Origin of the sequence: Paenibacillus sp. FSL P4-0127 (assembly GCF_038007325.1) — a bacterium.
Lineage (GTDB): Bacteria > Bacillota > Bacilli > Paenibacillales > Paenibacillaceae > Fontibacillus > Fontibacillus macerans.
This window is the reverse complement of the sequence record NZ_JBBOWY010000001.1, coordinates 1,947,931-1,971,428: the sequence shown is the minus strand read 5'-3', so window position 1 is coordinate 1,971,428 and position 23,498 is coordinate 1,947,931. Positions and strand designations below refer to the sequence as shown.

General features: G+C 54.4%; 23 protein-coding genes. 8 read left to right on the top strand and 15 right to left on the bottom strand.

Features of this window, described 5'->3' with window-relative positions; genetic code table 11:
* Position 1 precedes the first annotated feature (1 nt).
* The 6 genes from NYE74_RS08700 to NYE74_RS08675 all read right to left on the bottom strand — a co-directional run bounded on the left by NYE74_RS08700 (position 2) and on the right by NYE74_RS08675 (position 5,168).
* Complete coding sequence (locus tag NYE74_RS08700; RefSeq protein WP_240752080.1) at positions 2 to 2,203, bottom strand: ABC transporter permease/M1 family aminopeptidase; 2,202 nt, start codon at positions 2,201 to 2,203, stop codon at positions 2 to 4.
* A complete protein-coding gene (locus NYE74_RS08695; RefSeq protein WP_036619688.1) occupies positions 2,200 to 3,087 on the bottom strand; it encodes an ABC transporter ATP-binding protein in 888 nt (295 codons plus the stop codon). The genes NYE74_RS08700 and NYE74_RS08695 overlap by 4 nt, the downstream gene beginning before the upstream one ends.
* Positions 3,088 to 3,366: 279 nt before the next feature.
* The gene (gene deoC / locus NYE74_RS08690; protein ID WP_036619686.1) at positions 3,367 to 4,017 is read right to left on the bottom strand and encodes a deoxyribose-phosphate aldolase; all 651 of its coding nucleotides are present in this window, start codon (positions 4,015 to 4,017) and stop codon (positions 3,367 to 3,369) included.
* 49 nt (positions 4,018 to 4,066) lie between these two features.
* A complete protein-coding gene (def, locus tag NYE74_RS08685) occupies positions 4,067 to 4,648 on the bottom strand; it encodes a peptide deformylase (RefSeq protein ID WP_036619685.1) in 582 nt (193 codons plus the stop codon).
* Positions 4,641 to 4,832 (bottom strand): helix-turn-helix transcriptional regulator, encoded by a 192-nt coding sequence (locus NYE74_RS08680; protein ID WP_036619684.1) that lies wholly within the window; start codon positions 4,830 to 4,832, stop codon positions 4,641 to 4,643. The genes def and NYE74_RS08680 overlap by 8 nt, the downstream gene beginning before the upstream one ends.
* 69 nt (positions 4,833 to 4,901) lie before the next feature.
* Positions 4,902 to 5,168, bottom strand: coding sequence for a YqkE family protein (locus NYE74_RS08675; protein ID WP_036619683.1), 267 nt, complete (start codon positions 5,166 to 5,168; stop codon positions 4,902 to 4,904).
* Positions 5,169 to 5,984: 816 nt separating this feature from the next.
* On the opposite strand from NYE74_RS08675, the gene NYE74_RS08670 reads away from it, so the two are divergent.
* Complete coding sequence (locus tag NYE74_RS08670; protein ID WP_341004745.1) at positions 5,985 to 6,167, top strand: hypothetical protein; 183 nt, start codon at positions 5,985 to 5,987, stop codon at positions 6,165 to 6,167.
* 26 nt (positions 6,168 to 6,193) lie between these two features.
* On the opposite strand, the gene NYE74_RS08665 is transcribed toward NYE74_RS08670, so the two are convergent.
* Together NYE74_RS08665 and NYE74_RS08660 are read right to left on the bottom strand one after the other, a co-directional pair.
* Positions 6,194 to 6,772 carry a TetR/AcrR family transcriptional regulator gene (locus tag NYE74_RS08665; protein WP_036619682.1) on the bottom strand — a complete coding sequence of 193 codons (579 nt, stop codon included), beginning with the start codon at positions 6,770 to 6,772 and terminating at the stop codon, positions 6,194 to 6,196.
* Positions 6,773 to 6,776: 4 nt separating this feature from the next.
* Positions 6,777 to 7,514, bottom strand: coding sequence for an MBL fold metallo-hydrolase (locus NYE74_RS08660; protein WP_051985250.1), 738 nt, complete (start codon positions 7,512 to 7,514; stop codon positions 6,777 to 6,779).
* A 180-nt stretch (positions 7,515 to 7,694) separates the two neighbouring features.
* On the opposite strand from NYE74_RS08660, the gene NYE74_RS08655 reads away from it, so the two are divergent.
* Positions 7,695 to 8,327 carry a LysE family transporter gene (locus tag NYE74_RS08655; RefSeq protein ID WP_036619681.1) on the top strand — a complete coding sequence of 211 codons (633 nt, stop codon included), beginning with the start codon at positions 7,695 to 7,697 and terminating at the stop codon, positions 8,325 to 8,327.
* A 37-nt stretch (positions 8,328 to 8,364) separates the two neighbouring features.
* Here the strand turns inward: NYE74_RS08655 and NYE74_RS08650 are convergent, their stop codons facing one another.
* Entirely contained in the window at positions 8,365 to 9,081 is a 717-nt protein-coding gene (locus tag NYE74_RS08650; protein ID WP_036619680.1) for a hypothetical protein, read from the bottom strand.
* Positions 9,082 to 9,188: 107 nt separating this feature from the next.
* Between NYE74_RS08650 and NYE74_RS08645 the strand changes: the two genes are divergently transcribed.
* Positions 9,189 to 9,464: a hypothetical protein gene (locus NYE74_RS08645; RefSeq protein WP_036619679.1), complete on the top strand. Its 276-nt coding sequence runs from the start codon at positions 9,189 to 9,191 to the stop codon at positions 9,462 to 9,464.
* A 284-nt stretch (positions 9,465 to 9,748) separates the two neighbouring features.
* On the opposite strand, the gene NYE74_RS08640 is transcribed toward NYE74_RS08645, so the two are convergent.
* Complete coding sequence (locus tag NYE74_RS08640; RefSeq protein WP_036619678.1) at positions 9,749 to 11,134, bottom strand: amino acid permease; 1,386 nt, start codon at positions 11,132 to 11,134, stop codon at positions 9,749 to 9,751.
* A 150-nt stretch (positions 11,135 to 11,284) separates the two neighbouring features.
* Between NYE74_RS08640 and NYE74_RS08635 the strand changes: the two genes are divergently transcribed.
* A complete protein-coding gene (locus NYE74_RS08635) occupies positions 11,285 to 11,611 on the top strand; it encodes a hypothetical protein (protein ID WP_036619677.1) in 327 nt (108 codons plus the stop codon).
* Positions 11,612 to 11,978: 367 nt separating this feature from the next.
* Here NYE74_RS08635 and NYE74_RS08630 read toward each other — a convergent pair whose 3' ends face one another.
* Positions 11,979 to 13,436 (bottom strand): SulP family inorganic anion transporter, encoded by a 1,458-nt coding sequence (locus NYE74_RS08630; protein WP_036619676.1) that lies wholly within the window; start codon positions 13,434 to 13,436, stop codon positions 11,979 to 11,981.
* Positions 13,437 to 13,737: 301 nt separating this feature from the next.
* Here NYE74_RS08630 and NYE74_RS08625 point away from each other — a divergent pair, with 301 nt between their 5' ends.
* Positions 13,738 to 14,994 carry an MFS transporter gene (locus NYE74_RS08625; protein ID WP_036619675.1) on the top strand — a complete coding sequence of 419 codons (1,257 nt, stop codon included), beginning with the start codon at positions 13,738 to 13,740 and terminating at the stop codon, positions 14,992 to 14,994.
* 123 nt (positions 14,995 to 15,117) lie between these two features.
* On the opposite strand, the gene NYE74_RS08620 is transcribed toward NYE74_RS08625, so the two are convergent.
* On the bottom strand, positions 15,118 to 16,050 hold the full coding sequence (locus NYE74_RS08620; RefSeq protein WP_036619674.1) for a manganese-dependent inorganic pyrophosphatase: 933 nt from the start codon (positions 16,048 to 16,050) through the stop codon (positions 15,118 to 15,120).
* Between the two features lie 337 nt (positions 16,051 to 16,387).
* Between NYE74_RS08620 and NYE74_RS08615 the strand changes: the two genes are divergently transcribed.
* Together NYE74_RS08615 and NYE74_RS08610 are read left to right on the top strand one after the other, a co-directional pair.
* A complete protein-coding gene (locus tag NYE74_RS08615) occupies positions 16,388 to 17,074 on the top strand; it encodes a response regulator transcription factor (RefSeq protein WP_036627522.1) in 687 nt (228 codons plus the stop codon).
* Positions 17,075 to 17,107: 33 nt separating this feature from the next.
* A complete protein-coding gene (locus NYE74_RS08610) occupies positions 17,108 to 18,667 on the top strand; it encodes a HAMP domain-containing sensor histidine kinase (RefSeq protein ID WP_213510931.1) in 1,560 nt (519 codons plus the stop codon).
* Positions 18,668 to 19,374: 707 nt separating this feature from the next.
* Here the strand turns inward: NYE74_RS08610 and NYE74_RS08605 are convergent.
* Both NYE74_RS08605 and hflX read right to left on the bottom strand, forming a co-directional pair.
* Positions 19,375 to 19,845 (bottom strand): GNAT family N-acetyltransferase, encoded by a 471-nt coding sequence (locus NYE74_RS08605; protein WP_036619673.1) that lies wholly within the window; start codon positions 19,843 to 19,845, stop codon positions 19,375 to 19,377.
* A gap of 48 nt (positions 19,846 to 19,893) precedes the next feature.
* Complete coding sequence (hflX, locus tag NYE74_RS08600; protein ID WP_213510925.1) at positions 19,894 to 21,171, bottom strand: GTPase HflX; 1,278 nt, start codon at positions 21,169 to 21,171, stop codon at positions 19,894 to 19,896.
* Positions 21,172 to 21,652: 481 nt separating this feature from the next.
* Here hflX and NYE74_RS08595 point away from each other — a divergent pair, with 481 nt between their 5' ends.
* Complete coding sequence (locus NYE74_RS08595; RefSeq protein ID WP_373872272.1) at positions 21,653 to 22,114, top strand: DUF2500 domain-containing protein; 462 nt, start codon at positions 21,653 to 21,655, stop codon at positions 22,112 to 22,114.
* Positions 22,115 to 22,507: 393 nt separating this feature from the next.
* Here NYE74_RS08595 and NYE74_RS08590 read toward each other — a convergent pair whose 3' ends face one another.
* Complete coding sequence (locus tag NYE74_RS08590; RefSeq protein ID WP_230877203.1) at positions 22,508 to 23,410, bottom strand: SDR family oxidoreductase; 903 nt, start codon at positions 23,408 to 23,410, stop codon at positions 22,508 to 22,510.
* Between the last annotated feature and the right edge of the window lie 88 nt (positions 23,411 to 23,498).

Below are 23,498 nucleotides of genomic sequence, written 5' to 3'. Positions count from 1 at the left end.
GTCATCCCTCCCCCTTCATCCGCATCGCCTTCTTCCATTTCCGCAGCCATTCCCTATAAGTAATACTGCCCTTGTCCGCGTTGAATTGCGTGTCCGGGATTTCCAACCCCCGGCTGTAGAAATAGTTCAGCATTTCCTTGACCTGTTTGGATTTGTCTTCATCCAGGGCGGTTTCCACCTCCCGTACCATCCGCAGTCCCACGTTATTCTGAAAAAGATCGGACAGGATTTTGCTCTGGGGTCCTTTCTCCATATCCTCTTCCGTATAATCCGTCTGTTCACGGCAATACACATACCATATCAAGGCGCGAATCTGCGGACGCACATCCGTGTACGAATCCGTAATTTCGAATTTGCCGTCATCCGTTCCCAGGAGCATCCGATACATCAAAGTTTCGGCATCCGTTCCGGAATCTTCTTCCCGGTCCCTGCTCAACCAGTTCATCAGCAGGGTCCGTTCTTCCAAGTTCGTAAGGTTATTGGGAATGTACATGGGCAGCACCAATACTTGTTCCAGCTTGGACCGAAAATCGGGGAGCCAGGAAGTAAAATATCGGTACATCTCGTTACACTCTGCGAACATCTTCTCCACTCTGCGAACGGCATAAGGAGTCGTGACCAGCCGCACCGGCAGCCCGGGATGCTCCAGCTCGACAAATTCTCCGCCGACTAGGCGAACGCCGGTCAAAACGTCGCTTTCAAACGTTTGCCCGTCCCGGCGGCGCACGGATTCCGTCAGGTTGGAAAACAGCGGAGTTTCAAAACCGGAAACGTTCAGGCGGACATGAATCGGCGAAAATCCGTGTTCCCCGGATTCTTTCATCAGCCTGAATTCTTCCGCCAGCCGCAGCGTAGATGCCTCGCCCTTCTTCAGGTACACCGGACGGTCGCCGGGCAGCGGATACCAGGCCATGTACCACGGCAAATCAACGTTTTTTCCCCGGACAAAAGCGTTGTAAGCTTCCTGGGCCTGATTCCGGGGCATATAGTCCATCACCGCCCCGCTGTATTTCATCTCCACTCGAAGAAGTTCCCCGGTTGCGGGTTCCGCAGGCTTAACGGTCAACCGCTCCCCTTGCTGCACAAACGCTGCGGCAGCCCCGGCCACCCGGACGTCCTCAACGCGGAAAGTCCGGTTTAAGGTAAAGGTTAGCTCCGGGCTTCCATGCAGCCGTTTCGCGGGGATTTGCAGCCGGACATTGAAATGAAGACGGTCGTCCGGAGTTCTTTTTAGGTCAATGTCATAACCGGTAATTGCAAAAAACCCGGCGCTCCGGGAAGCGGAGGAAGCTTGGGCGATCAGAAATTCGTTAACCGTGGGGATGCTCGGGTCGAGCTGCTTCGCCTCGTACTCGGCATACCGTTCCCGCCAGATCGATCCGTAGGGAATGAACGCGCCCGCCGCCAGCAGCAGCGCAACACCGGCCGCAATCCAGGAATACGCCCGGCGCCCCGCCGGCCGCAGCCGGTCGAGGATCACCGTTCCGGACGTTAACAGCAGCAGCGCGAAAGCCAGCACAAAGCGGCGGGAGGCGGCCTGCTCATCGGCGATCAAACGCATGCCCCATGTATCGATTCCCAAATCGCCGTTCATCGCCAATTGACTGAGATGAAAGGCGCGCAGCACGTACCAGTGATTCCGGTCCAGCAGGAATATATCCATAAAAAAGGTGCCGAACATCCAGGCGCAAAACGCAATCAGGTAACAGGCCCGATTCGGAATGCAAATCGCCAGCAGCATCGCCAGCGCCAGTGTGACGATATAAGACACTTCGTAGCTGGCGGCGAAATAGCCCGTAAATTCCAGCGTCACCCCGGAAGCAGCGCCGACTTGCGCGGACGCCCAGGCGTAAACCGCCCCAGCCAGTAAAGTAAATAGCGAAAAATAGAGCAAGCCGGCGGCATACTTCGCGGAAATTTTGGCCGCATACGGCACCGGCAATGCCGTACTCCATTCATAGGAAGGGCGCCGGATATCCCGGCGGACCGTGAGCACGCCGAGCAGCATGACGAGGCCTAACGTCATCGTGTGAAAAAGCGCCATATACGTATAGGCTTCCTGGTAAAAATCAGCCTCCCGCACCGCGACCCGCCCGACGAACCAGACCAGCAGCAAAACGAACAGCGCCGGCATGGCCAAAAACCACGGATTGCGAAAAATCATTCGCAGTTCAAACATCAACAATCGCCGCCATCTGCTCATCGTCCCGCCGCTCCTTCCGGGAGACCCGTCCTTAGCAGCGCCAAATAACCGTCTTCCAGCGTCGGCTGAACCGGCGTTACGTCATCGGCAGCCGGAGGCGCCTCGCCGACGATGCGGCACCGCAGCCCGTCCGCCGCCGGCCGGGCCCAAACGACGGACAGCGGATCAAGCCGGGCGAAGTCCCGTTCGGACAAGCGTGCCTCCCATACTTTGCCGCGCCCGCGCTCCTGCAGGTCGTCGAGCTCGCCGGACAAGCGCACCCGGCCTTTGTTCAGGACGGCGATTTGCCGGCAGTTGCTTTCAATGTCGGCGACGATGTGGGTCGACAGCAGCACGATCCTTCCGACGCTGAACCGGGCCAGCAAATTGCGGAAGCGGACGCGCTCTTCCGGGTCGAGCCCGGCCGTCGGTTCGTCGGCGATCAGCACCCGCGGCGAACCGAGCAGCGCCTGGGCGATGCCGAGGCGGCGCCTCATGCCGCCGGAGTAGGTCCGCACTCTTTTTCCGGCTTGATTCTGCAGGTTCACCTGTTCCAGCAAAGCAGCGATTTCCGCCTTCCTCCGTTTTTTGTCCTTGATCCCTTTCATGACTCCGGCAAAATCGAGAAATTCCGCCCCGGTCAGCCCGGGATAAGCCTGAAACTGCTGCGGCAAATATCCGATCATGCGGCGAATCTCCTCCGCCCGGGTCAGCGGAACGCCAAACAAGGCCGCTCCGCCGGAAGTGGGGGCCGTCAGCGCGGCCAATATCCGCAGCAGCGACGATTTCCCGGCTCCGTTCGGCCCGAGCAGGCCGACCATGCCTTCCTGCAGCGTCAGCGTGACGTCGTCAAGCGCCCAGCCGCCTCGCATATATTTTTTGGATAAATGATCGATCTGAATCATAAGCTTCCTCTTTCTGCCAGAGTTAGGTTGGATCGCTCCGCGCGGGCGACCTTCTGTTCCTGTAACGGATGCCGCCGCAAAAAAGTTTAACCTTGGAGGGCAAAGTTAAAAATTTCCTGACCCCGGCGCAAAAAAGGGTGCCGATTCCCGCGTTCGCTTTGGAATGGCACCCTGTTTTCCATGATATGTTTTATTCGGGATACGCGGGTTTGTCCCGCGCGCTTTCGCCGCCGGGCAGCCCGGCTTAATCGCCGCTGGCGCCTATGGACAGCTGCATGCTTAATAGTCGCTTGCGCCGCTTTGACCCTGGGCGATCGCCACGCCCGCGCTCGTTCCGAGGCGCGTGGCACCGGCCCGAATCATCGCCTCCGCGTCAGCCAGCGTGCGGACGCCGCCGGAAGCTTTCACGCCCACGTCCGGTCCGACCGTTTGGCGCATGAGCGCCACCGCCTCCACCGTGGCTCCGCCCGTCGAAAATCCGGTGGACGTCTTGACGAAGTCGGCCCCGGCCGAAACGGAAAGCCGGCAGGCGCGCACGATTTCCTCATCCGTCAGCAGGCACGTTTCGATAATGACTTTCACCAGCGCCTTGCCTTTCGCGGCCTCCACGACGCCGGCGATATCGCGGGCGACCAGCTCGTCGTTCCCGTCTTTTAAAGCGCCGATATTGATGACCATATCGACCTCGCCGGCCCCCTGCCGGATCGCATGGGCCGCTTCGAACGCCTTAACTTCAGGCGCCGACGCGCCGAGCGGAAAGCCGATGACCGTGCATACCTTTACCGGCGAGCCTTGTAGCGCCTCCGCGGCCGTTTCCACCCATACCGGATTGACGCAAACCGAAGCGAATCCGTATTGCTTCGCCTCCTCGGCCAGTTTGAGAATGGCCGCTTGTCCCGCTTCCGCCTTCAGCAGGGTGTGGTCGATCATGGCGGCAATTGATTTTGTTGACAAATGAACTCCTCCGTTCTCGATTCCTTTAGTATAAGCTGGAGATCTGCACGCCGCTCGGCAGCTTGAACGGGTGCTCTTTGTTGATATGATCGTAAAACATGATGCCGTTCAGATGGTCGATTTCATGCTGCATCACGATCGCGTCGTAGCCTTTGAACCGCAGTTTGACCTCATTTCCCTGCTCGTCGTACGCCTTGACCTGCACCTTCTCGTAGCGCGGCACAAAGCCCTGCACCGGGCGGTCCACCGACAGGCAGCCTTCGCTTTCCGGCAGATAAATCATCGCGGTCGAATGGCTGATGATTTTCGGATTGTACATGGCGATTTCGCGGGGATGTCCCTGGTCGTCGGTCAGCAGGGCGGCAAACATCCGCTTGTTCAGACCGATTTGATTGGCCGACAGGCCCACGCCCGCGCGCAGGTTGTATTTTTTGGCCGTCTCGGGATCCTGGCTGTTTTTGAGGAAGCGCAGCATCGCCGCCATTTCCTCGCGGTCCTCCTCGGTGGGAGGAACGCTGACCGGCTCGGTCACAACGCGCAAAATGGGCGCCCCTTCGCGAACGATGTCATCCATCATTATGATGTAATCGCTGTTGAATTTACTCATAAATAAACAAATCATCCACCTTCGTCTGTAAAATTTGCGCAAGCTTGAACGCAAGCTCCAGCGTCGGATCGTACCGGTCGTTTTCCACGCTGTTGATCGTCTGCCTGGCGACGCCGCAGGCGGCGGCCAGCTGCTGTTGGGTTAACCCCAGCCGCTTGCGGAACTGCTTGATTTTATTGTTCAAGGGCATCCCCCAAATGTCAAAAGTTTTGGACTAATCAAGCGTAACATGGGCCAAACCCGGTTGTCAAAGTCAGGATTTAAACTTGTGCCAGTCCATATCGCTCGTGTTCAGCAGGTGCTCGAAGTCGTTGTCCAGCCGCTTTTGCTCGGCCCGGCGGGCCTCCTCGGCCTGGATGCGGGCCTGCTCCTTGCGCGCTTCCTCTTCTTTCTTCAGCTCTTCAGCCTGGGCTTTCAGCTTGGCGATCGTATCCCCGCCCAGCAGGTCTTTCAGCGTCGCCGGTTTATCCGCGGAGGACGCCGCGGCCTGAGCGGGCCGTTGTCCTTTTTTCTTTCCCATCACGTTTCACCTCGTTTTCTTTAAAGCCTCGCCGGTAGACAGCTCCAAAACAGCGTTAGCTGTTAATCCGGTTTAGCGTCACTTCGCTAGCAACGGACATGGATGCTCCTATTCCCCAAAAAAGGCGGGTTTCACTTTCTAACGGACCGAGATGCGCTTATTTCCCCGAAAACGGCTGGAAACTTGCGCTGAAATGCCAAACAAGGTCAACTGTGTCCGTTACATCGCAAGACATCACTAGCGGTGCATTTAAATCTGGCAAGATACATTTGCTGAGCACACCAATTTTCTAACGGTTGCCACAAGCGCTATTTGTTCCAAGCCCGTTGATTTCAAATTGTAACGGTTGCCATGGAGCTTATTTCGCTGAAAACCGGTAATTTTTGCTTGGATCAGGCAAATAACGGCGCTGGCAACCGTTAAAATTTAGAAAAGGTCTTTTTTCGGCAAATAGCCGCTGCTGCAACCGTTAGATGATTTCGGATAGCTTTTACGGGAAAGCTTGAGCAAAAGTTAATGCATCGCCAGCGGCATGACATTCCGATCCCGCCGAAATAACGGCGCTGTGGTCCGTTAAAATGCGACGCCCCTCTTCTGCCGGGTTGAAAAATAAACCGTTCGGTTCCCTTCAACTCCAGCTTAAACGCACGTTATCCCCGGGGCGATCCACTGGTTTATGCCTAAATTATCACCGTCCTCCGGAAGGTTGTCAATGGAAGGAATGGCGGAAGAACGGTGATAAGATAGCGGAATATAGCGCAAGTACAGCGGAAAGACGCGGAGGTTCGTAGAGAGGCGGAGGCGGAAGGGCGAACATTGGAAAAGCGATGGAGGGTGCAAAAGGCGGAAGGACGTACCGTGGAAGAGCGGTGGAGGGCGGAGCAGGCGCAAGGGCGCATTGGTAGAGAGGTGGAAGGCGGAGGATCGCCGAAGCGTCGTCGGAGGATCGCCGGAGGAGCCGGCGTCAGGGAGGGGCCGGCCAACTCCGCCGATCATTAAAGGGGCGGCCGATATGACCGCATCCGTCAGTTTCTTTCGCCCCCCAAACGCTCCAGCCCCCCAAGCAGCAAATCGAGATTGAAATGCAGGCTGTCCCGCACCTCCAGCGGAAGTCCAAAGCTTCCCTGCCGATCTAGCGAAGCGAAGCCGTGAATGAGGCTGCGGAGGCCGCGCACGGTGTGGAGCGCCTGCTCCTCGGTCAGCGGAAAGCCGCCGAGATAACGCAGCGTCAGCGCGACGATGCGGCCGGAGGCTTCCTGCAGCTCGCGTCCCTCCTGGCTCGGGGCCATTTGCACGGCTTCGTACAGCCCGGGATGCTCGTGCGCGAAATCGAGGTAGGCGTCGGCAAAGCGGCGGACAGCATGTTCGCCGCTCAGGCCGCCAACCTCGGCCACGATGTGTTCGTACAGCCGCTCCAGCGCATATTTGGCCAGCATGGCGCGAATCTCGTCCAGCCCGCTGACGTGATTGTATAAAGAAGGCGGCCGGATCCCCAGCTTCCGGGCGACCGATGAGATGCTGACGGCAGCGGCTCCCTCGGCGTTGGCCACCTCTACCGCCGCCATCAAAACGGCGGTACTGTCAAGGCCGATTCTTGGCGACATGCCGCTACACCTCCCGCGGCCGGCGATCCGCACCGCCCGCAAGCGCCCGCTCTGCGGCGCGGATGGCCCGCTCCAGCGCGGCGCCCGGCCGCTCGAGCACATCGCCGTGCCCGGCCGCCAGCAAGGACGGCTGCAGGGCGGCCAGCTTGCGCGCGCTGTTAAGCGCCGCCGGCTTATTCCAGGTGGCCAGCGCCGGGAACGGGAACAGCGGGCGGACGGTGCCGCTGACCGCGATGCCGGCGCGCGTCTGAAAGGCGTCGCCCACGATCAGCGCGCCGCTGCGCGTGTCCAGCAGCGAATACGAGCCCGGCGTGTGCCCCGGCGAGGCTACGGCGAGCAGCGAGCCGATGCGCTCTCCGTCCGTGAACAGGACGTCGGCGCGCGTGTTCAGCCGCTTGGGGACGCCGCCGCGGATCGGCGTTTGCGGTTCGCCTGCGTCGAGCGTCACGTCGCCGCTCATCAGCCGGGCGTCCCGGGCGGAGACATGCACCGGAACATCCGGGTGCATCGCCTTCAGCGCGTCCAGCGCCCCCACATGATCGTCGTGAACATGCGTCAGGACGATGCGGGCAAGCGGCTTGCCGGTCGATTGCACCGCCCGCAAAATCCCGGCGGCGCTGTAGGGCAAAGCGGCGTCGATCAGCGTAACGCCATCCTCCTCCTCGACCAAATAGCAATTTACCGGAAAAAGCCGTGGAAGAAACGACAGTTGCGTTAACTTTCCATACTTGCGGATTCTCATTATTAATTCCCTCTTCCCCAAACTGGTTTACGAAAATGAATTCTCCAAAACTAAGACCTTTAGTTTTAATTTAAACTAATACCATTAGTTTCGCAACTGTTTTTTTTTAGTCGTACAAGCCGCATTTTCCGAATAGGATGTACAAGCACGATAAAATCGCAGTCTGGAGGGAAGGGTTGAATGAACAGTTTCATCAGCTACGTGCTGCTGGGGTTATCCCTGTCCGCGCCGATCGGCCCGGTCAATGCGGCCCAACTCGACAAAGGGATACGCGGCGGTTTTTTCCATGCCTGGTTTGTAGGGATCGGGGCGCTTGCCGCCGATATTTTATACATGCTGCTCGTATACTTCGGCGTTGTTCATTTTTTGAACACCCCGTTTATGAAAACGTTCCTGTGGCTGTTCGGCTTTTTCATCCTCACTTATACCGGCATCGACAGCTTAAAACAGGCGGGAAACATCCATTTGAACGAAATGCGGGGCGGCGAACCGCTGATGAAATCGTTGCTGTTCGGATTCATGATGTCCGTCAGCAATCCGCTGTCCATTTTGTTCTGGCTCGGCATTTACGGCTCGGTGCTGGCCCAGGCGGCATCCGCCGCCGGAACGCAGGAACTGATCGTCAACAGCTGCGCGATCATTTCCGGACTGATCGTTTGGGATTTGGCGATGGCCGGGTTCGCCAGCGTATTCCGCAGATTTCTGACCGACCGGATTCTCGTCGTCATCTCCATATTGTCCGGCCTGTCCCTGATTGGCTTCGGGATATACTTCGGTTACGAAGCCGCGCTCCTGCTGGTATTAAATCGATAAAAAAAAGCCAGCAATAGCTGGCCTGACGTAAGTAATATCAATATTTTATTTTCTTTATCAGCGTACCATTAGGTTCATATGCCTCTCCTTTATAGGTTTTCCATTCAGTGATAAGGCTATATGTCACCCAATGGTGGGTTTTATATAATTGAAAACGTATTTTTTCTCCATCTTTGATTTTGGTTGTACTCTTCCATTCAAGAGTGTTCTCATGGCCTATTTCAAAGCCTAATTTAGCTTCTAACGCATCTTTTTTTACAATACCAAAAGTCCCATCCCATTTATTATAATCTTTAGTGGTTTCGGAAATTTCAAAATCATCTGGCCCATATACATAAAACTCTTTGTACAAATCCTTTTGTTTGTCATAGTGTCCATTTCCATGGTCCCAAGTTGCTATTCTTGGGTAATCTGCTTGCGGTTTAATGATATTTCCGGTGTTAGGATTTACACTACTAATATCATTGGGAATATATTCATACTCAATACTAACTGGGATTTCATCCTCCCCTTCCTCTTTGGCTATTTTTTCCAATTCATTTCTGTCAGTGATAGTTATTTTAGCGCTTTCATTCAAGCTGGCTTGCTTCAATAGTTCTTCGGGAACTCTTTCTGCATTAGCATCGGTGTTTAAATCAGTAATCGACTGTCCTGTTGAATTAACGATTTCTCTTGGCTCCGCATAAGAAGTCATTGGTAAGAAAGCCAGGCAAACAGACAACGACAACATTGACAACAGAAATCTTTTTTTCAATTTGCTTCCTCCTTTTATTTATATTACATTATTAGTATATAATGGAATCAGATTATTGAATGTGATATTTTTAATATAATGGAATAAATAACTATGGAGGAATATAAATGAAAAAAATCAAAAAATATTTACTTACATTTTATTTAATATCACTTGTCATAATTGGTGTGTTAAAGGTTCCTGCAACAAGAAAATGGGGGCCAAATGGTACAATAGACTCGATGGAATATGTACCTATTTGGAAAGTACAAGATACTTCTACAATTGATGGATACGTTCCATTCTATCAAATAGACATTACCAGAGTCTTTTTAGAGGTTATTATTTTAACTCTTATTGTCTATGTTCTGTACTTGCTATTTTCTTTAAACAAAGAACAATGAAAAATTGAACATCTGTTGTAATGAAAATTTTTAAAATACAAGAAAAGGGCGAGACAAAATATAATTCCCGGTTTAGGCTACTTGTATAACCATATTTTTTCGCCCTCTATAACAGGATAGATGTATACTTTACAAGCCACGGATTTCATTTAATAAAGAACTATATAAATTGACAGAGTTTTAAAGCTTGTGATGTAGTAGTACTACAAGGTCAGTTCAGTATTTTAAGGCGCTATATAAAGTGCTGAACTTAAGAGGAACGGCCTTTTTGATCAGCACTTTAATTATGTCGTGCGCTTCGGGCGCAGCACCAGCGGTTTGCCTTGCCGCCGTCTTGCGATTTTCCGGCGCTTCCAAACGGCAAACTGCATAATTAGCGTGACCATGCCGATGACGGCAATAAAAATCAAGCTGCCCCAAAAACCGGAGCGGCTTGTACCGTGGAATAGTGTACCGAGCACCGCAAGCACGATAAGCGTCATGCCCGTCCAGCGTTTGATCCGGCCAAACGCGCTGAACTTCAGCAGCCTGCCCGCCGTGACCAAGATGAAAAACCAGTTGTAAAGCAGCAGCAATCCGGCAGAGGTGGTAATGTACTCGTAAATGCGCCCGGGCATCACGAACGACATCACAACGGAAGCGGCCAGCCCGGCGGCGGTCAGGCCGATCGCGTACAAAGGCCGTTTACCCCAGGCTTTACGGGCGAACAACAGGGGCGCATCCTTGTCTTTGGCCAGGGTGACCAGCATCGTCGTTACGGCATACAAGGAGGCCACCATCGTGGAGAATCCGGCGACGATCAGCACACCGTTAAAAACATGCGGGATAAACGGAAGATTGTAATTCGCCAAAGCCGTAATGAACGGGCTGCGTTTCGGATCGATGGCCTTATACGAAATGAAGGTCAGCGCGAGCCCGATCGACAGCAAATACACGATCGCCAGCAGCACCAGCATCACCGTGCCCGCCTTCGGCGCATCCTTCGGGTTCCGTAGGCGCACCGCCAGCATGCCCATCACTTCAATACCGCCAAAGGCATAAAACGCGAAAATAAACCCTGACCACAAACCGCGGTAGCCGGTAGGGAAAAAGGTGTCCGCCGTATGCGGAAACGCCGGGGCTTTGCCGCCTCCCGGTATCCATCCCATGAGCGCCGCCCCGGCCACAATCAGGAACATCAAAATCGCGGCGATTTTGATGACGGACAGCACATTTTCCATCGAATCGAATACCCGGTTGCCCAAAAAGATAACGGCTAATCCAAGCACGGCATAAATAATCGCAAAAATCCACATCGGCATGCCGGGAAACCAAAACCGCGAAAACAGGGATAAAGCGGTCAATTGGCTGCCCATGATAAGCAGTTCGGAGCACCAGTACATCCAACCGCTGGAAAAACCGGCCCAACGGCCAAACGCCCGTTTCGCATAGGAACGGAAGGACCCCTTCTCCGGGCGGTCCGCCGTCATGCGGGCCAGGACCTCGAACACCGTATAAGTGCCGATGGCCGCAAGGATAAAAGCAATCAGAATCGACGGTCCGGCCATGCGAATGCCGATTCCCGAACCCAGAAAATACCCCGTCCCGATCGTGGACGCCACCCCAAGCAGGGACAGCTGCCACCATCGGAGGGTCCCCTTTTCTTCCTCTTCGCCCCTCGCTTCTGCCATTTCAGTTCCCTCATTTCCGTAAAATGTATGATCAGGTCTTTAGCCACTTCTTTATATTGCAGCCGAATCCCGGGAAATATGTAAGCAGCGTTTTACCGCAAAATGGCCTGTGATATAATAAGTCACATCTCAAAGAAAAGAGGCTTGGCCATGGCTTTTGGCGTGACACGCGAAGAACTGAACGAATGGAAACGAAACGTCGCCCGCGGCGACATCGCCTATTTGACCCATTATTGGCTGGACCCGCGTTTTCCCGGCGCCAAAACGGTGACGAAGGTCGGCTGCTCGGACTTGGGGCGCCTGGCCTCCTGGTGCCGCGAGCACGGGCTTGACCCGAAATATATCCATAACCGCTCGCCGTTTCCCCATTTCGACCTGATCGGCCCCAAGCAGCGTGAAATTTTGCGCAAAGAAGGGCTTTGGTCGCAATTGGAGCGGTTTAAATTGAACGGACCGCCAGAACAAAAATCCACTTAAAAGCAAGGGGCGCGTAAAAGGAACTATATACCACTCCCACTCCCGCCACGTTACGATATAAGGAAAATGGTGTACTCCTGCGAAATGCAAAAGTGCATGCGGTTTTTGTCGAAACTCCTCAATATGGGCAGTTCAAATGCAAATGTGCAGTTCATTTCCGCTCAAAAGTTACTTTTTTATCGTATAGCCTTAAATGAGATGTACTTTTGCATTTCAATAGCCCTGAAAGGGGCTGAAGACGGAAAATAAGCTGCACTTTTGCAGCTCATCCCACCAGACCGCCTATAATCTTGAAAAAAGCTGCCCGCAAAGCCAACAGACTTTGGGACAGCTTTTTTGTTCAGCTTCCGGCGGGAGCGGATCAAGATCAACCATGCCCGGCCGGCGTAGACAAACCGATGCGTTCGACGAGCCGGGTGCTTTCTTCGTTGAGCCCGACAATCGTAACGTTTTTGCCTTGCAGCCGGTACTTGTGCAGCAATTTGGAAATCGCGTTAACCGCCGACTGGTCCCAGACATGCGATTTCGCGAAATCGACGGTCACATGCTCCGGATCGCCTTCGGGATCGAATTCATTTAAAAAATGGGACACCGTGCCAAAAAACATCTGCCCGGTTACGGTATACGTTTTAACTCCCTGTTCCAGGCTTACGGAGATGCGGATGCTCGCCATCTTCCAGGCGAACACGAGCGCGCTCAGCAGCACGCCGATCCCTACGCCGATGGACAAATTATCGGTAGCGACCACGGCCACAACCGTGATCGCCATAATCAGCGCGTCGGACAGCGGAATTTTGGGCAGCGATTTGAGGGAGCTCCAATCGAACGTCCCGATGGATACCATAAACATGACGCCGACGAGCGCCGCCATCGGGATTTGCTTGACGACGTCCCCAAGCACGATGACGAGAAACAGCAGGCCGATGCCGGACACCAGCGTGGACAGCCGCGTCCGTCCGCCGGATTTCATATTGACCATCGACTGTCCGATCATCGCGCAGCCGGCCATGCCGCCGAAAAATCCGGTCACGATGTTGGCCAGGCCCTGGCCTTTCATTTCCCGGTTTTTACTGCTGGATGTATTTGTGATGTCATCGATCAGCGTCGCCGTCATCAGCGACTCCAACAGGCCGACAAAGGCCAGCGACAGCGACACCGGGAAAATGGTTTTCAGCATCTCCCAGGAAACCGCGACATCGGGAATATGGAAAACGGGCAAGGACGCCGTCATTTCCCCCATGTCGCCTACGGTTTTGACATCAAGGCGCAGCGAGATCGCGAGCACCGATACGGCAATGATCGCCACAAGGGCGGACGGAACCGCCTTGGTGATCAGCGGAAAAAGGTAAATGATCGCCAGCGTCAACGCCACCAGCGCGTACATCATCCACCCTTGGCCGGAAAAATGCGTCAGCTGCGCCATAAAGATCAAAATCGCCAGCGCGTTCACAAAGCCGGTCATGACCGAATGCGGCAAAAAGCTGATGAATTTTCCCAGTCTCAGCATGCCCATGATGATCTGCAGGATCCCGGCCAAAATCGTGGCGGCGAATAAATATTCGATGCCATGGTCGCGGACGAGACCGCCCATCAGCAGCGCCATCGCGCCGGTAGCCGCCGAGATCATGCCCGGGCGCCCGCCGGCGAAAGCGATCACGACCGCGATTGTGAACGAGGCGTAAAGCCCGACCATCGGGCTGACGCCGGCCAAAATGGAAAAGGCGATCGCTTCGGGAATCAAGGCGAAAGCAACCGTCAATCCGGACAGAATATCGCTTTGCGTATTCGAAAACCAGGCCCGCTTAATATGAAGTTGTTTTAGCAAAATAAAAATACCTCCTATAATAATTGATGGATTTAAAGGTCCGGTGCAACGCCAACGCTCCCGATTATATAAAAGAAACGCCGCCCCGCTCAAATACATCTCACCCGAGAAAATCGCTTAATCGGCAAGTATGCTCCCGAATACTCCGGTATCCGCGAAAATGCTTAAAAATTGAAATATACCACTTTAGGAATGTCCGATTATAATCGTTTTTTCTCTTTCCTAAACAACCAAAAACACTTATTATATGAAAGTTGGGTAAGCTTCACTAATAAAACGAGACCATATTGAGGTGGTAATAATGACTAATCAAGCGCATGCTTCCCCCGCTCCCAGTTTGTTTCGCAACAAATTTTACCAGACGATTCTGATCTCCAACATTTTTTTGCAGATTGGGATCTGGGTCCGCAATTTCGCCATTTTGATGTTCGTTTCGGAAAAAACGCATAACGACCCGCTGGCCATCTCGCTGATTTCGGTGGTGGAGTTTGCGCCGATTTTTGTGTTTTCCTTTATCGGTGGCGCCTTTGCCGACCGTTGGAAACCGAAAAAAACGATGATCTGGTGCGACTTTCTTTCTGCGGTGTCGGTGTTTGTCGTATTGATCACGCTATTGTACGAATCATGGGAAACCGTTTATTTCGCCACCTTCATTTCGGCGATTTTGTCGCAGTTCTCTCAGCCGTCGGTGATGAAGCTGTTCAAGCAGCACGTCCATCCCGATCAGGTGCAGCAAGGCATGGCCCTGTTCCAGTCGCTGATCGCCATCTTTATGGTGCTGGGGCCGTCGCTCGGCATCTTTGCTTATCATCAATTTGGCATTCATCTTTCGATCGGCGTGATGGGCGTGGCCTTTCTGCTGTCAGCGGTTGTTCTGTTCCGCATCCCGGCCGATGAAACGCCGGAAGAAAAATCGCCCCGGCAATCGAATATCCGCCAGGAACTGGCGGCCGGCTTCCGCTACGTCTGGGGCAGCCCGGTGCTCAAAGTGCTCGGCGCGACCTTTGCGATCGCCGGTTTTTCCGTCGGTACGATTCAGACATTGGGGTTGTTTTTAGTCACGGAAAACCTGGGGAAAAGCGAGGAGTTCCTGCAATTTCTGCTGATGGTGAACGGGATCGCCATGCTGATCGGCGGAGCGGTCGTCATGACGCTGGCCAAACGCATCCCGCCGCAGATCCTGCTGGCGTTCGGAATAACGATCAGCGCGTTGTGTATCGCCGGCATGGGCTTCTCGACAAGCGTTCCGCTCACCTTGACGCTGCAATTTATTAACGGCCTGACGATGCCCTGCATCCAAATCGGCATTAACACGCTCATTCTGCAATGGACGGAGCAGGAATACGTCGGGCGCGTCAACGGCGTGCTTAGCCCGATGTTCATGGGCATGATGGTCATCATGATGTCGTTGTCCGGCGTGCTCAAAAAGTTTTTCCCGCTGGTCGGCATCTATGCGGTCTCCGGCATCATCATGCTGGCCGGGGCGGCGATTCTGATCCCGATCTTCAAATATAAAAAGCCGGCTCCGGCCCCTACTCCGGCGGCCGAGCAGCCGTAGGCGCGAAAAACGCCTGCCCTTAGACGGCGCACGGTATTTACAACAAAAAAGTCTTGAAGCAAACGGGCCACACCCGCCGCTTCAAGACTTTTTTCATTCCGTAATATCAGTTCGAACTTGCGATTAACGCTTGTTGAAAATGTCGGTCAGCACCGGCACGATTTGCGACTTGCGGGATACGACGCCTTTCAGCACCGCCTTGTTGCCGGCCAGCTTGACGCTGTACGCCTGCTCAACCGCGTCGGCCGCTTTTCCGAGCGCCAGGCCCACGGAATCGTTGTTCAGAATGTCGGTGACGACGAACAAAAACAAGTCCAATCCTTTACGTTCGATGATGCCGTTTAACGCGGCTTCGATTTCGCTTTGCCGCGACAGGACGTCGTTTACGTCCACCGCGTTCACCTGAGCGATTTCCACCTTAGACCCGCCCATGTCGAACTCCTTGGCGTCAAGCGTAATCAACTGTTCGATCGTCTTGTCGCTCAGATCGGCCCCGGCTTTCAGCATATCGAGTCCGTATTCCTCCGCGTTGACGCCGGCGATGCCGGCCAGTTCGCGGGCTGCGGCCACATCCTGCTCGGTGCAGGTCGGCGATTTGAACAGCAGCGAGTCGGAAATGATCGCGGACAACATCAGCCCGGCGATATTGGCCGGAACTTCGATGCCGTTTTCCTTGTACATTTTGCCCAGAATCGTTGCCGTACAGCCTACCGGCTCAGCGCGATAGTAGAGCGGGCCGCTCGTTTCAAAATTGGCGATCCGGTGATGGTCGATAACTTCGACCACGCGAACCTGATCGATGTCGGACACGCTTTGCTGACGTTCGTTGTGGTCGACCAAAATGACCTCCTTCGCCTCCCCGGCCACCGCTTCCACCAGCCGGGGCGCGGCAAAGCCGAACCGCTCCAGCGCAAACGCCGTTTCCCCGTTCACTTCCCCAAGCCGCACCGGCTCCACGTTCCAGCCCAGCTTCGATTTCAAATCGGCATAGGCGATCGCCGAGCAGATCGTATCCGTGTCCGGATTTTTATGTCCGAAAATCAACACTTTTTCCATCTCGTTACTCCCCTTTTCAAAGACTTAATGACAAAAGTATAGCTTATAAATTGAGTGGCAATCAAGAGCGGCAAGGACGAACCGGCGGAATGCAAATAATTTACATCGCGGCGCAAACCGGGTACGATCAGGATGAAAGAAGGCGATTAAGGTTCGCTAAATACCCTGATCCGCTATGTACGGCGGCGCGTTCCGCCTGCCTGGGCAGTTTACCTGCCCGCTCAGTTTAAGTCGGCGTTAAGGCGGCTTTCAGCAAACGTTCAGCGTTATCGGCCATAATAGAGATCATCCGAAGACGACAGGCTGCGGCTTTATATTATTAGGAGGCATTTTTATGATGAATAACGTGAAAGGCGCAAAAATATTGCTGGTGGACGACGAGCCGCATATCGTGCAGTTTCTGGAGCTGGGTCTGGCGAATGAAGGCTTTGAGGTCCGGACCGCGGCGGACGGGATGAGCGCCGTCAGCGTGGCGGCGGAATTTCAACCGCATGTCGTTGTGCTGGACGTCATGATGCCGGGTATGGACGGCTGGGAAGTGTGCCGGCTGGTGCGCAAAAACGGAGACAACGTCGCGATCATTATGCTGACGGCCAAGGACGAAGTGGACGACCGGGTGAAGGGGCTGACGATCGGCGCCGACGATTACGTCGTCAAGCCGTTCAGCTTCGAGGAGCTGCTGGCCCGCATCGGGGCGCGCCTGCGCAACCAGTTTCCGGCGCTGTTCGGCGAAGTCGTTATCGGACCATTCCGCCTGGACGACCGGAGAAAAGAAATTATATACCGGGAGCAGCCGCTGGAGCTGTCCCCGACCGAATACGAGCTGCTCAAATACCTGATCCTCAACCACGGGATCGTGCTTAGCAAAACCACGATATTGGATAAAGTATGGGGGTACGATTTCGGCGGCGAGGAAAATATCGTGGAAGTCTATATCCGCTCGCTTCGGGAAAAATTGCACGACAAAGAGCACCGGCTGATCCGCACGCTTCGCGGCGCGGGCTATCGCGTCGATTTGCCCTGAAGCCCTTCTTAATAAGGAAAGGAACTTGCGATGATGAATAGCCCCAAACCCAACAAAAGCAATTTTGGGCAAAGATGGCGAAGCTTGTTTTTGCCGGGTTCGCTGCGGTTTCAACTGCTGTCGCGTTCCCTGTTCATTTTGGCCGCTTTGCTCGTTTTGATCGGAGCGTTCCAATACGTAATTATGAAGGATTTTATATATAAAAATCAGGCCGAGAAAATGGCTTCACAGATGAGAGGTCCGTTAAGAGAAGTGTTCGACCGGAGCGGGCAAACTCCCGAGCATTGGGAAGGCGAAGGGCAAAGACCTGCGCCTGCAGGCCCCGGGGCCGGGGCCGGGTCCGGAAACAAAAACGTTCCGGAGCCGCGTCCGCTCCTGTTTTTGCCCGATTCCTCGCTGGCCATCATCAACTCCGATTATAAATTTATCGATTTGGCCTCCGAAACGGGCATTACCGCCCCCCGCCTGACCGATAGCGAATACGGAAAGCTGTTTAACCGGAACTGGGGCAAATCGCGTCCTGGCGAATACCGTGTCATGAAGGACGGGGAAGGCAACGAGCAGCTTGTCGTATTCCGCGAAGTGGTGTTTCCCGGGGACAACGGGGAGCAGGCCTGGCTTGTGCAAATGGGGATTTACACCGCTCCGATGCTGAAGGTGGTGTTTCGGCAGCTGCTGACGTTCGCCGGGCTTTCCCTGCTCGCGTTAGCCGGGGGATTGGCGTTGTATTTCCCGGTGTTGCGGCGCACGCTTAATCCTTTGAACCAGATGGTCAAAACGGTGGAGGATACGAACGCGGGCAATCTCGGCAACCGTTTTCCGGCGGCTTCGGGGCAATCGGAAATCGACCGGCTCGGCGTTTCGTTTAACGGAATGATGGAGCGGCTGGAGAACGCCTTTGAGGCGGAGCGGGAGGCGAAGGAGCAGATGCGCCGCTTCGTCGCCGACGCCTCCCATGAGCTGCGCACCCCGCTGACCTCGATTCACGGGTTCCTCGAAGTGCTGCTGCGCGGGGCCGCCGACCGGCCGGAGCAGCTTCACGCGGCGCTGAACAGCATGCTTGGCGAATCGGGGCGGATGAAGAAGCTGGTGGAGGACCTGCTGACGCTGGCCAAATTGGACCGCACTCCGGTCGTGCAGCGGACGCAGGTTCTGCTGGACGAATTGATAAGGGAAATGGAACCGCACCTCCGGATGCTGGCCGAAGACCGGGAGGTCCGGTTTGCGCTGCATCCGGGGCTGGCCGCGATGTGCGACAACGATAAAATCAAACAGGTCGTGCTGAACCTGTTTCATAACGCCGTTCAGCATACCGACCGGCAAACCGGCCGGATTGCGGTAACCTTGACTCACGAGCCCGGACGGGCACTGCTTCAGGTCAAGGATAACGGGCCGGGGATCGCCAAAGAGCATCTGCCTCACGTCTTCGAGCGGTTTTACCGCAGCGACGCCTCGCGGACGCGCAAACAAGGCGGCGCCGGACTGGGGCTGGCGATCTCCCAGTCGATCGTCGAAGCGCACGGCGGGCAAATCTCCGCAGCCAGCGAACTTGGGGCGGGAGCGACGTTTACCGTTGTGCTGCCGGCGCTGTAGAGGACAGTTTTATGGAAGATAGTATGATGTACGATGGTCCCAAACGAATAAGAGAAGCCTGGCCTCCGTCCAGGCTCACTTCCGCGTTAGCATAAAAAAAGAAACGGTTAGCAGGCTACGGGCTACGGAGTTATGCACGTAGCTCACTATCGCGAAATGCAAAAGGGCAGGCGAATTTCGTCGAATCCCTCGAAACGGGTGGTTCAAATGCAAAACTGCAGTTCATTTCCGGTCAGAAGTTACTTTTTTATTATATAGCCCTGAATGAGATGTATTTTGCATTTCAATCGCTCTAGAGTGGAAATTTAGAGAAAATGAAATGCATTTTTGCATTTGATCGAGCCAATGAAGTTAATCGCTCATATCCGGTTTACGTGTATACGCGCCAACAACATCCATCGATGGTCTTTAGGCCATAATTGCAAAACTTACACCTAGGTTCAATTTAAGATACGGATTTAAAGGTTTTAATTGCATTTCCTGCAACTACCATCCAACCATCTTCTTCAGCTCTTCAGATTAAACAGATCTAATTGCATGTTTTACACTAAAACAAGTGTTTGGTTATATATCCGGATAAGCAACTGTTTATTTTACAACTATTCAATGGTCTACCTACTGGTCTGAGCAGCAATCACTCTCAAAAAAAGCAGAAGCCCCATCCAAACGACAATGGATGAGGCTCTTTTTGCTTCCCGCTACGCTAACTAGCGAAGCATTCCTTTATAAATCCCCGGCTCCGAGCCTTCGATCACGACCGCGCCCGCCGCTTTGGCGTAAAAGTCCTTGGGCCCCGCCCCGCCGATCGCCGCATATCCGTAGCCGTCGAGACGCATCAAATCGAGGGTGTGCAGCAGCAGCATTTTGCCGATGCCTCTGCCGCGCTCCTGTTCATCGACCCCGGTGGGGCCGAAGAATCCTTTGGCCGTCGTGTCGTAACAGGCAAAGCCGAGCAGTTTGCCGTTATCGATGGCGATGATGCAGGTGATCGGCGCCCGGGCAAAAGCCACTTCGCATTCGCTGACCCAAAACGGGCTGAAATGCTCGCCGACCCATTTGGCGACGACGTGCTTTTCCGGGGCGATCGCCCGCCGGATCGTCACCCCCGTGCGCGCTTCATATTGCTCCACCGGTTCAAAAGGCGGCAAATCGTACAACTTGACCAGCATATCCGACATCGCTTAAGTCTCCTTTGGAAAGTTCGTGATTTGAGGGCTATTATTAAGTTATTTCAACGCCTCGATCACGTATTCCTTGTATTTTCCGTAATCGCTAAGCTTGCATTCCAGGGACAGTTTCGTGCCCTCCGGTTCATAGCTCGTTTCCAAGACGTTGGCGTGCTCGTTAAAGTAAGAAACCAATGCCCCCTGATCGTAAGGGATCATCATTTGACATTGCACATAGTCTTTGAAAATCCGGCTGCGGATCTCGGAGACCAGCTCCTGGAGGCCGATCCGGGGTTTTGCGGCCATATAGACGATATCTCCGCGAACCTCCGGAATAGCCTGATCGGTCAGATCGGATTTATTGTAGGCATAAACCGTGGGAATGTCCGTTATGCCGATCTCCTTCAGCGTCCGGTTTGTGATTTCGGTCAGCCGTTCGTACTCCGGGTTGGAATAATCGACGACGTGGATGAGCAGGTCGGCTTCCGCCACCTCCTCCAGCGTCGAGCGGAACGCTTTGATCAGATGGTGCGGCAGCTTGCTGACAAACCCGACCGTATCGGTCAGCAAAAAAGCTTTGTTATCCTGAAGCGGAATGCTGCGGACCGACGTTTCCAGCGTGGCGAACAGCATATCCTTCTCCAGCACGAGCTTTTCCGGGGACGGGTTGTACAGCTCCATCAGCGCGTTCATGATCGTCGATTTGCCCGCATTGGTGTAGCCGACCAGCGAGACGACGGGCAGTTCGTTTTTTTTGCGCTGCTTGCGCTGCGTTTGCCGATGCGCCACAAGCAGCTCCAGTTCCTTGCTGAGCGCCGTAATTTTCTCCTCGATCCGCCGGCGGTCAAGCTCGAGGCGCGTTTCCCCGGCGCCGCGGTTTTTCGTGCCGACGCCGCCGCTCTGGCGGCCCAGCGACTCCCGCAGCCCGACGAGGCGCGGCAGCATGTATTTGAGCTGCGCGACCTCCACCTGCAGCTGCGCTTCCCGGGTTTTGGCCCGCTGCGCAAAAATATCGAGGATCAGCACAGTCCGGTCGATCACTTTGCAATCCAGGTCCGCCTCCAGATTGCGGATTTGCGAAGGGGACAACTCATCGTTGAAAATTACGAGATTGCCTTCGTGCGCCTCAAGCAGCGCCCTGACCTCGGTTAATTTCCCCGTTCCGATATAATGCGAGGTATTGATTTTGAGCAGATTTTGCGCAAGCGTCCCAACGACTTCGATGTCGCAGGCTTCCGCCAAATTCGCCAGTTCCTCCATAGAGTATTCGAAATCTTCCTGATGGTTTAAGTTCACGCCAACCAAGATGGCTTTTTGTTCGAGCTGTTGTTGTTCCATATAGTTGCTTCCTCCCTTGAGAAAAAAATAAACACAGGCGCCACACCTGTGTTTACAAGCAAACGGACCTATGGCAAAAAGCGCCCCGGCAGCGAAAAACGCCAGCCGAAAGCGGCAGGTCACAAGGCATATTCTATTCTAAAGTTCCTGCAGGTTCCCTTTATCATAGCACACCTATCCCGTTTGCCCCGCACAGGCGCGGAGCCTTTGGCACTATTCAATTAGCCGCGCAAAGTGGTAAAACGGAATTTAATGTACAACACGGGGAACCCTCCGTTCTTCTTAAGATGGTTCCAGTTTATCACAATTCGTATTCGTTCACAATCGTTGCGAAAAGCATGGTAAGATGAAACATATCTCCCCGTTTTGCGTAAATAAGGAAGAACATCGGCGAGATTAGGCAGGTTGATATCATATAGCAGAACACAAGGGGACATAGGGAACATAAGGAAACCACAAAGAGACTTAAGGAGGGCTTATCATGAGCGGTTTTCATTCGCTGTTTGGCGGTGCAGGCTTTGGAGGGGACTTTGGAGGTGGCTTCGGAGGCGGTTTTGATTTTATGTTTACGCTGGTCCCGATTTTTATAGGCATTATCTTCGTTATCGTGATTGTAGGGCTCATCGGAAGCGGCGTCAAATATGTCCAAAACGCCCGCTCCCCCCGCGAAACCCGGTATGCCCGCATCGTGTCCAAACGGATGGACGTCCGGCACAGCTCATCAAGCCACCACGGCGATAATCATATGCATTCTTCCTCGTCCCGGACGTATTATTACATTACGCTGGAATTCGATAACGGCCAACGCGTGGAGTACCTTGACGTGAAAAACCTGTACGGCCTTGTTGCCGAAGGCGATGCCGGATACGCGGCCGTTCAGGGCGATTGGATCGTGGCGTTCGAACGCGATATGGCGCAAAACCGCAGCGGCGGGACATTTTAAAGGGGCGGACCTTAATGCGCCGGTGAAAATAAATGGGGCAGACCGCAAATGGATTCTGAAAATATGAGGCGCGCCGCTTTACCTCCCATTGGAAAAATCCAACAGATTGACACGCATCATCCGCAATTTGGAGCTCTCATTGGAAATATCCAATAGATTTCACTCAAATCGCCCGTTTAGCAGCAAGCGAGCCAAATCTATTGGAAAAATCCAATCAAACCGCTCGTGCATCTGCCATTCAATTTTAGTTCTATTGGATATTTCCAATCAGAACGGTCTGTCAGGCCACCCGGAGAGGGAACCTGTCGCCGGCGGATAAACTGAAAAGCGCCAGCGGCAGCGGTTGGAACGCTGCGCTCGCGCTTTTGCGTTAGCTCGTCTTTCCTCCCCGCCTCAGTTGACCGGCAGACCCTGCCGCCGCGCGTAGTTGCCCCAATGCGGCTTACGGCCGTCGATGTCGGCAAATCCGTACTCGTCGGACAAGTCCCAACTGGTGAGCGCCTTACCGGCTTTGTCCGCAACCTTCGGGTCCGCAGCCAATGCAGCCACCGCCTGGCCTACGAAATACGGCGTTTCCGATTCGGCGTAATGCGGCTCCTTCTGAATAGCGTCCCGCCAGTTGCTCTCGGCAACGCCGAAATAATCCAGCATCTGTTCGGACCGCAAAAAGCCGGGGGTAACCGCCAGCGCCGTCACATTAAAGGACCGCAGCTCCTCGGCCATGGCGGCGGCCAGGTGGATCGGCGATATTTTCGCCAGACTGTAATACAGATTGCCGCGATAATTGTAGGTGGAGCCGTCGGTGACCTCGATGATCAGCCCCGCCTTCCGCTTCACCATCAGCGGAGCGCCATAGTAGCTGGTAATCATGTGCGTCTTGACCACGCGCTCCTGCATCAGCAGGCCGTCGGCCAGCGGCTGCTCCCAAAACGGCGTGTTCCAATGGGTCAGATTTTCTCCGCCCCAAATATCGTTGACGAGAATGTCGAGACGCCCCTCCTGCTCCTCCTCCACTCGCGCAAACAAAGCCTGCACCTGTTCCTCGGAGGTATGGTCCGTGCGTACGGGAATGCCTTTGCCGCCGCGGGCCGTAACCATTTCGGCCGTCTCATCGATCGTCTCGCTGCGGCCGATATCCGACGCCTGTCCGCGAACGCTCCGCCCGCTGCAGTAAACGGTCGCTCCGGCGGCACCCAGCATGACGGCGATGCCCCGCCCCGCTCCCCGCGTAGCCCCGGCGACGACCGCCACTTTCCCCTGCAGCGGTTTTTCTCTTTGCATGTCCTTTAAGTCCATCGTGTCAACATCCTCCCTGACCATTTTGTGTTGTTTATTCTATAGCAGTGTAACAGGGCATATACGACATCCGTTGTCTTATATTCAT

Bases quoted from the DNA above. Each gene is read 5' to 3' on its own strand.
- def (WP_036619685.1), bottom strand. From the start codon at position 4,648: ATGAGTAAATTCAACAGCGATTACATCATAATGATGGATGACATCGTT.
- NYE74_RS08620 (WP_036619674.1), bottom strand. From the start codon at position 16,050: ATGGAAAAAGTGTTGATTTTCGGACATAAAAATCCGGACACGGATACG.
- NYE74_RS08660 (WP_051985250.1), bottom strand. From the start codon at position 7,514: ATGAGAATCCGCAAGTATGGAAAGTTAACGCAACTGTCGTTTCTTCCA.
- NYE74_RS08635 (WP_036619677.1), top strand. From the start codon at position 11,285: ATGGCTTTTGGCGTGACACGCGAAGAACTGAACGAATGGAAACGAAAC.
- NYE74_RS08665 (WP_036619682.1), bottom strand. From the start codon at position 6,772: ATGTCGCCAAGAATCGGCCTTGACAGTACCGCCGTTTTGATGGCGGCG.
- NYE74_RS08700 (WP_240752080.1), bottom strand. From the start codon at position 2,203: ATGAGCAGATGGCGGCGATTGTTGATGTTTGAACTGCGAATGATTTTT.
- NYE74_RS08655 (WP_036619681.1), top strand. From the start codon at position 7,695: ATGAACAGTTTCATCAGCTACGTGCTGCTGGGGTTATCCCTGTCCGCG.
- NYE74_RS08640 (WP_036619678.1), bottom strand. From the start codon at position 11,134: ATGGCAGAAGCGAGGGGCGAAGAGGAAGAAAAGGGGACCCTCCGATGG.
- NYE74_RS08615 (WP_036627522.1), top strand. From the start codon at position 16,388: ATGAATAACGTGAAAGGCGCAAAAATATTGCTGGTGGACGACGAGCCG.
- NYE74_RS08695 (WP_036619688.1), bottom strand. From the start codon at position 3,087: ATGATTCAGATCGATCATTTATCCAAAAAATATATGCGAGGCGGCTGG.
- NYE74_RS08595 (WP_373872272.1), top strand. From the start codon at position 21,653: ATGAGCGGTTTTCATTCGCTGTTTGGCGGTGCAGGCTTTGGAGGGGAC.
- NYE74_RS08645 (WP_036619679.1), top strand. From the start codon at position 9,189: ATGAAAAAAATCAAAAAATATTTACTTACATTTTATTTAATATCACTT.
- deoC (WP_036619686.1), bottom strand. From the start codon at position 4,017: ATGATCGACCACACCCTGCTGAAGGCGGAAGCGGGACAAGCGGCCATT.
- NYE74_RS08590 (WP_230877203.1), bottom strand. From the start codon at position 23,410: ATGGACTTAAAGGACATGCAAAGAGAAAAACCGCTGCAGGGGAAAGTG.
- NYE74_RS08610 (WP_213510931.1), top strand. From the start codon at position 17,108: ATGAATAGCCCCAAACCCAACAAAAGCAATTTTGGGCAAAGATGGCGA.
- NYE74_RS08675 (WP_036619683.1), bottom strand. From the start codon at position 5,168: ATGGGAAAGAAAAAAGGACAACGGCCCGCTCAGGCCGCGGCGTCCTCC.
- NYE74_RS08605 (WP_036619673.1), bottom strand. From the start codon at position 19,845: ATGTCGGATATGCTGGTCAAGTTGTACGATTTGCCGCCTTTTGAACCG.
- hflX (WP_213510925.1), bottom strand. From the start codon at position 21,171: ATGGAACAACAACAGCTCGAACAAAAAGCCATCTTGGTTGGCGTGAAC.
- NYE74_RS08625 (WP_036619675.1), top strand. From the start codon at position 13,738: ATGACTAATCAAGCGCATGCTTCCCCCGCTCCCAGTTTGTTTCGCAAC.